At 43.8% G+C, this 6,400-nt stretch carries 7 protein-coding genes; 2 read left to right on the top strand and 5 right to left on the bottom strand.

Annotation, left to right across the window (positions count from 1 at the left end):
* The first annotated feature begins 18 nt into the window (after positions 1-18).
* Positions 19-390, top strand: a complete 372-nt coding sequence (crcB, locus tag ACT3RN_RS13900; protein ID WP_192518170.1) for a fluoride efflux transporter CrcB — start codon at positions 19-21, stop codon at positions 388-390.
* Between the two features lie 125 nt (positions 391-515).
* Here crcB and ACT3RN_RS13895 read toward each other — a convergent pair whose 3' ends face one another.
* The 5 genes from ACT3RN_RS13895 to potA all read right to left on the bottom strand — a co-directional run bounded on the left by ACT3RN_RS13895 (position 516) and on the right by potA (position 5,225).
* Positions 516-1,019, bottom strand: coding sequence for a GNAT family N-acetyltransferase (locus ACT3RN_RS13895; RefSeq protein ID WP_192518169.1), 504 nt, complete (start codon positions 1,017-1,019; stop codon positions 516-518).
* A 314-nt stretch (positions 1,020-1,333) separates the two neighbouring features.
* Entirely contained in the window at positions 1,334-2,224 is an 891-nt protein-coding gene (locus ACT3RN_RS13890) for a LysR family transcriptional regulator (RefSeq protein ID WP_192518168.1), read from the bottom strand.
* Positions 2,225-2,317: 93 nt separating this feature from the next.
* Positions 2,318-3,106 (bottom strand): spermidine/putrescine ABC transporter permease PotC, encoded by a 789-nt coding sequence (gene potC / locus ACT3RN_RS13885; protein ID WP_192518167.1) that lies wholly within the window; start codon positions 3,104-3,106, stop codon positions 2,318-2,320.
* Entirely contained in the window at positions 3,106-3,984 is an 879-nt protein-coding gene (gene potB / locus ACT3RN_RS13880; protein ID WP_192518166.1) for a spermidine/putrescine ABC transporter permease PotB, read from the bottom strand. The genes potC and potB overlap by 1 nt, the downstream gene beginning before the upstream one ends.
* Positions 3,984-5,225 carry a spermidine/putrescine ABC transporter ATP-binding protein PotA gene (gene potA, locus ACT3RN_RS13875; protein WP_192518165.1) on the bottom strand — a complete coding sequence of 414 codons (1,242 nt, stop codon included), beginning with the start codon at positions 5,223-5,225 and terminating at the stop codon, positions 3,984-3,986. The genes potB and potA overlap by 1 nt, the downstream gene beginning before the upstream one ends.
* A 541-nt stretch (positions 5,226-5,766) precedes the next feature.
* On the opposite strand from potA, the gene ACT3RN_RS13870 reads away from it, so the two are divergent.
* The coding region (locus tag ACT3RN_RS13870; protein WP_444518725.1) for a carbonic anhydrase at positions 5,767-6,400 on the top strand (634 nt) is incomplete at its 3' end.

Genomic DNA, 6,400 nt, shown 5'->3' with positions numbered 1-6,400 from the left:
TAGAAGTAAGGATGGTCTATGCAGTGGCTTGCCGTTGGTTTAGGAGCAGCATTTGGCGCGTGCTTGCGGACATGGTTGGCTCGCTTTAACCCGCTGCACAGCTGGATACCACTGGGTACATTGGGTGCTAATATCTTGGGCGGTCTGCTAATAGGGTTGGCCTTAGTTTGGTTCGAGCGGATGGGCAGCGGTCTGTCTCCTAATATTCGACTGTTTGTGATCACTGGGTTTTTGGGCGGGTTGACGACTTTTAGTACCTTTAGCGCGGAAGTGTTTACTTTTATCAGCGAAGGCAGGTTATTAGCAGGTCTTGCATTGATAGGTCTGCACGTTGGCCTGACATTAGTGGCAACCGCGCTGGGATTTTACTTCTTTAAGTTGGTTTTGTAGCCGTTGGTAGATAGTCATCGTTTAATGGTCTGTTATAAGTGGTTCCATGATAGCAGTCTATTTTAAGTGGTCTGTTAATAGGTTTGAAGGGCAAAATAACTGGTTACCTTGGGGTATACCCAGAATCACCCATTTTTAGCTTTTCGAATTCTTGCCATCTGATAGGCATTGACATACTCGCCGTTACGATAAGCATAATCCACCATTTCACCTTCTATCACAAAGCCCAAGCTTTTATATAAACCAATGCCTCCGATGTTATCGGTGTAAGCAGTAATCTCAATACGTTTTATATCCAGCCAATTATCGGCCAAATCCAGCGCTGTAGTTATAAGAGCTCGACCCACACCCTTACCCTGTGACGCGGACTTTACGCTGACCCCAAAGCTTGCTACATGGCGTCGACGTTTTGATATCATGGTATCAAGCCCTAGACAACCTACTACTTCACCCTCAACTTCAGCCACCAGAAAATACGTATTTTCAGATATATCCGCCAATCGTTTATGCCATAGGGTCTTGGACGGCATAGGCAACTGCAAAGTATTTGCATATAAGGCCTCATCTGCATGAATGGCTTGCAACGCTTCTGCATCTTCTGGCTCGGCATGACGTATTTCAATTTTCATTATACTTATCCTTAAATACGAATTGTTGTGTAACTTGCACGTTGAACCGCACCGGGATTATCAGAGACTCAACTCTCTGAGATATAGCATATAGTTCGAAGCCTGTATAGCGCACCGATCATAGATAGAATATGTATGGTAAGTACACCATGAAGTACACTGTGGTTATCTTAGCAAGTTAAAACCCTGATACCATTAGCCTACAGCCTAAGGTTCAATTCCTCACTAGGGAACCATTATTTACCATAACATTTGTTACGATATGAAAAAGTGACTAATATTTTATAACTATAAGAAAGTAATCAGTAATGAACCTACAACGGCTTCACTATCCCTTCTAGTAAATTCGCAAACCCTTGCATATACGCCGTATCTTGGCTAGATGTGCGCGTTGCTGCATACAACTGACAATGTACACCTACACCCAACTTCCGCGAGACGACCCAACCTTTTTTCTCATATTCCGCGACGACCCAATCAGGCAATGCAGCAACTCCGCGTTCACTAGCGACCAGCTGAATCAGCATCGCTGTCAGCTCTGTCGTACGAACGCTCTCAAAGCTTACCTGCGCTGGCGTCATAAAGTTGGCGATAATATCGAGACGTTTGGCCTCGACGGGATAGGCAATCAAAGTCTCATCAGTCAAATCACTTGGATCGATAAAATCTTGCGCTGCCAAATCATGCATGGGTGACAGTACTAAACGACTCTCGTATTCAAATAGTGGCTGATAACAGAGTCCTTCTATCGGTAAGTTGCTGGTGGTAATCAGCAGGTCAATATCACCTTCCATCAATAAATGATGGGGCTCAGGCTCAAAGCCCGTCGCAAAGTCCAGCTCCACATCAGACCATTCGCGGCGATACTGATTGAGTATCGGCATTAGCCAATCAAAGCAGCTGTGACATTCAGAGGCTAGGCGTAACCTGCCTGCTTGCCCGTGTGCTAGGCGTTTAAGATTGGATTTGGTACGGGTCACTTGCGGCAGGATGTTATCTGCTAATGCCAGTACGGCTTTACCAGCTGGCGTAAAGGTGAGCGGTCGCGTACGACGATTGACCAAGTTGATATCGTAGTAACTCTCTAGCTCTTTTAATTGGTGTGATACCGCAGACGCTGTGACGTGCAGCTCATCGGCAGCGGCAGCAAGTGAGCCATGCGCTCGTAGCGCGGTCAAGGTGTTGAGATGGCGTAGTTCTAGCATAAGACGACCTAACCACTAAAGTGAGATAAATTCATTATAGTACATATGTTGCTGACTTTCATTCATAGTATATAATTAATGATTCAGCAACAGCTAGCGCTTGCGCAACAGTACTTGTGAGATAATAACCAATATTAAAGAAGCGACTAATAATAATGTACCAATGGCATTGACCTCAGGCTTTAACCCAACTCTTACCATAGAATAAATCCGTAACGGTAAAATCTCATAACTGGGTCCTGTCACAAAGGTTGAAACCACTACATCATCTAGTGACAAGGTAAAGGCCAGCAACCAACCTGCCATAACCGCAGGTAAAATGACTGGAATTAGTACAGTGCGCACCATCGTTGATTCATTGGCACCTAAATCACGTGCCGCTTCCATCAAGCGCTCATCTAAGCTACTCAGCCGTGCAAACACAGTGATGACCACGAAGGGCAAGCAAAAGGTAATGTGTGCCAATAGCAGTGAGACAAAGCCCAATTGCAGTCCGATTAATAAGAACAATGCTAATAACGAGATAGCGAGCACAATCTCAGGCGACATCATCAACACAAATAGCAGACCATTTAGTAGGCCTTTACCGCGAAAATTATAACGATGTAAGGCTAGGGCAGTGAGTGTACCTATCAACGTTGAGACAGTTGCAGCGACTAAACCTAAGACAATAGAGTGCCAAAACGCATCGAGCATCGCTTGGTTATTAAAGAGCGATTCATACCACTTTAAGCTAAACCCGCCCCAGTTGTAGCCAATCTTTGACTGGTTAAATGACATCACTACTAAGACGATGATAGGTAGATATAGCAAGGTATAAATCAAGCTAAGGTAGCCTTTAGCAGCGATACTGCCAAGCTTCAATGTGCGTGAATGAGACATTAGGCCACCTCATTAAAGTCGGTTTTACCAATACGGCGACTGCTGGCGCGGTAGGCGAGTAATAACAACGCCATTGCCAGTGTCAGTATTACACTGGCGGCGGCCCCAAATGGCCAGTCACGGGCATCTAAAAATTGGTTTTTGATGATATTACCGACCAATAAGTTACGTGAGCCACCCAAAATATCTGCTACATAAAACATACCCATCGCAGGTAATAACACTAAGAGCACCCCAGAGATAATCCCAGGTGTCGTCAATGGTAGCACCACGTGCCAAAACGTCTGGGTCTTGGATGCACCCAAATCCTGAGAGGCCAACAGCATGTCATTACGTAAATCAGTAAACACCGCATATAAAGGCAATACCATAAATGGAAATAACAAATACGTCAGACCAGCAATCACCGCACCTTGCGTATATAAAATATCGATAGGTGTATCGATAACGCCTATAGCAAGTAGTGATTTATTAATCAAACCGTTATTAGCAAACAGTAATTTGAGTGCATAGGTACGTACTAAAGAGTTGGTCCAAAATGGCAGTATCAATAGCATCATCAATAGTGGTTGCCAGCGTACTTTGGCTTTAGATATCAGCCAAGCAAAAGGGTAACCGAGTAGTAAGCAGATGACGGTTGTGATACCTGCCATCCATAGTGAGTGCACAAAGACCTCAAAATATAAGGGGTCGATCATACGCACATAACTATCGATGCTGACCGGCAAGCTAATAAAAGCACTGCTATCACGGGTCAAAAAACTGACAGCAATGACTAAGATGTTTGGCAATAGCGCAAATATCAGTAGCCAACCCCAAATCAACCATAGCGTTGCGGTACGAAAAGGACTTTTACTGCCCAAGCTACGAGGTGCCATCAGCTACCATCCTTTTGTACAGTCGTGTCTGACATATTTTCGGAGACTTCTGGCAATACCCATTCCCAGCCATCTACCCATGAGACTTTGACACCTTCGTTTAGTTTGTAATCAAAGCTCGGGTCGTCTTCATCAAAGAACTCAGAGGCCTTAATAATATGACCGTTTGCCAGTTCGATAATTGAGTCTAACGTACTGCCTTTATAGTTGCTTTCAATAACGCGGCCAAACAGGCCAATGTTTTCATCATCTTTTGGATCATAAATCCGTAAGTCTTCAGGACGAAGCAGTAAATTTACGATGTCGCCTACCTGCACATCATTGGCAAAATTAGGACGGCGTAGATTCCGTAGTGCTGTAGGTCCATCTTGTGCTTGCGCCTCGCAAACCTCTACTTCGATACGTCCGTTGGTGACTTTGCCATCACGATCTGGCTGATTGGGATACACACCTTTTACTTCAGCTTTGAACAAGTTGGTCTCACCGATGAATTTGGCGGTGAACAAGTTGGCAGGCGTCTCATAAATCTCAATGGGTGTGCCGATTTGCTGAAATGAGCCATCTTTCATCACCGCGATACGGTCCGACATCGATAGTGCTTCTTCTTGGTCATGAGTGACAAATACAAAAGTAATGCCCAGCTCACGCTGTAATCGTTTTAGCTCAGATTGCATTTGCAAACGCAGCTTGTGATCGAGCGCGGATAATGGCTCATCAAGTAATAATAATTTGGGACGATTGATCACGGCACGCGCAATCGCTACACGCTGCTGCTGACCACCTGATAAATCTTGTGGTTTACGATTGGCTAAATGCTCTAGCTGTACCATGGCGAGCATCTCGCTCACTCGTGTTTTAGTCTCATCTTTAGATACTTTTTTGAGTTTGAGTCCGTACGCCACATTTTGTGCGACACTCATATGAGGAAACAATGCATATTGCTGAAATACAGTATTGACTGGACGTTTATCTGCTGGCAACCCTGCCATCTGTAGACCATCCAAATATATAGCGCCCTCATTTGGCTGCTCAAAACCTGCAATCAAACGTAGTAATGTCGTCTTGCCACAACCGGATGGGCCTAGCAGGGTCAGAAACTCTCCATGCTTGATATCTAGGTTGATATCTTTTAATACTTCCGTTTGATCAAAGGTTTTTTTTAGACCAGTCAGTTGCAACAGCACCTTGTCATCATTGGGTGATACAGGAGTTTTGTGCGTATTGGGAGGAGGGATGGTCATGGTTTTTTCCTAGGCATCTAACATGATGATATGGCGATTTATTTAGGATGCTGCTATCAAGGTGATTGAATGTGGATATGATCAGTAGAGATAAACTTAGTTTTATTGACACGTATTATAACAAACCCTCGATATAAATTAGTGCAAGTTCGTTATAAGGATGCAAGCGATGACAAGTGGTATGCAATCGCTTGTATTAGGACGTGTCATTAATTAGATTGTGAGGCTTGAAATGAGACAGGTTTTAGATAAACAAGGAAAAAATTGCCGTTAATATTTATCATTTTGCTCTTTACCGTTTCTCTATACTATATGAGGAAAAAGTTATGATGCAAAAGTATGGAGGTTCTGCAGAGACATTAAACCTAAACTTTTTATCAATTTTTAATTCTGATTGCTATACAATCACGTTGTGGCTGACAAATATGGTCAGCATGCTGGTTATTAATCATTGCTAGTAAATACTGAGCCAATTTTTGTTTGTATAAATCGATTTAAAACAGCCTGTCACTTTCATAATATTGATAATAAAGGATATTTTATGCCTAACGATACACGCCCAAAAACGGGTCAAGAAGCCCTTGAGATTTTAAGAGAAGGCAACGCACGCTATGTGGATAGTCTTACCAGTATTGAGTCAGGTATGCAGCGTCGACCAGAGTTGGTGAAAGATCAAGATCCTTTGGCGATTATTTTGGGTTGTTCGGATGCACGCGTACCTGTTGAGATTGTATTTGATCAGGGCTTAGGTGATTTGTTTGTCATTCGAGTCGCAGGAAACGTGGTAGCGCCTTCACAGATTGGATCCATTGAGTTTGCTGCTGAAAAATTTGGTACAAAACTGGTCGTGGTACTTGGACATTCACATTGCGGTGCGGTCACGGCCTGTGTAGAGACGCTTATCAATCCCGAGCAAAACTACTCTCCTAACTTGCAATCTATCGTCGATCGTATTCGCCCAAGTGTCTATAATTTACATGAGCTAGCAACAGCGAACGGTCAGGATGTCGATGCTGATGAATTGCTAGACCGCTCTATCCGTGCCAACGTACGCATGTCAGTTAGTCAGCTTAAGCATGGTTCGCGTGCGCTAGAAGATTTGACTAATAGCGGTCAATTGCTAGTCGTTGGTGCCGAGTATGACTTAGAGACAGGAAAAGTAAGGTTTTTAGAAA

Source organism: Psychrobacter sp. AOP5-GZ1-6 (assembly GCF_052376345.1).
Lineage (GTDB): Bacteria > Pseudomonadota > Gammaproteobacteria > Pseudomonadales > Moraxellaceae > Psychrobacter.
Note: the sequence above shows the minus strand (reverse complement) of the source record. Positions and strands in the feature narration are given on the sequence as shown.

What these genes read in the sequence shown, in the direction of transcription:
- potC (WP_192518167.1), bottom strand. Translation starts at nt 3,106, where the DNA reads ATGTCTCATTCACGCACATTGAAGCTTGGCAGTATCGCTGCTAAAGGC.
- ACT3RN_RS13890 (WP_192518168.1), bottom strand. Translation starts at nt 2,224, where the DNA reads ATGCTAGAACTACGCCATCTCAACACCTTGACCGCGCTACGAGCGCAT.
- crcB (WP_192518170.1), top strand. Translation starts at nt 19, where the DNA reads ATGCAGTGGCTTGCCGTTGGTTTAGGAGCAGCATTTGGCGCGTGCTTG.
- potA (WP_192518165.1), bottom strand. Translation starts at nt 5,225, where the DNA reads ATGACCATCCCTCCTCCCAATACGCACAAAACTCCTGTATCACCCAAT.
- potB (WP_192518166.1), bottom strand. Translation starts at nt 3,984, where the DNA reads ATGGCACCTCGTAGCTTGGGCAGTAAAAGTCCTTTTCGTACCGCAACG.
- ACT3RN_RS13895 (WP_192518169.1), bottom strand. Translation starts at nt 1,019, where the DNA reads ATGAAAATTGAAATACGTCATGCCGAGCCAGAAGATGCAGAAGCGTTG.